The 390-nt window shown below is 33.6% G+C and carries 1 pseudogene; it reads left to right on the top strand.

The window, feature by feature from the left end:
* A pseudogene (locus Q0921_RS24975) lies at nucleotides 1–390 on the top strand (gliding motility-associated C-terminal domain-containing protein); the annotation flags it as partial.

Raw genomic sequence — 390 nt, 5'->3', positions numbered from 1 at the left:
TCCAGAATTAACATTAGTTAAGACAAGTGTTTTAAGTGGTTCTAATGTTGGAGATATTATTACATATACATTTACGGTTACAAATACAGGAAATGTTACAGTAAATAATATTATGATAGATGATATGCTTACCGGAAGTGTAAATCTTGCAGTAACACCATCTACATTAGATCCAGGAGAATCTGGAATAGCTACTGCTACATATGCTATTTCTCAAGCTGATATCAATAATGGAGAAGTAATGAATAGCGCGACGGTAATGGGTGAGGATCCGAATGGAGATGATGTGATAGATGTATCTGATAATGGAGATGAAACTGTTGATGATAATGGAGACAATGATCCTACCAATGATGAGACAATTACAGATATAGAACAGTTATCTAATTT

The organism is uncultured Aquimarina sp. (assembly GCF_947496855.1).
In the GTDB taxonomy this organism is placed as follows: Bacteria; Bacteroidota; Bacteroidia; order Flavobacteriales; family Flavobacteriaceae; genus Aquimarina.
This window is presented reverse-complemented; position numbering and strand designations above follow the sequence as displayed.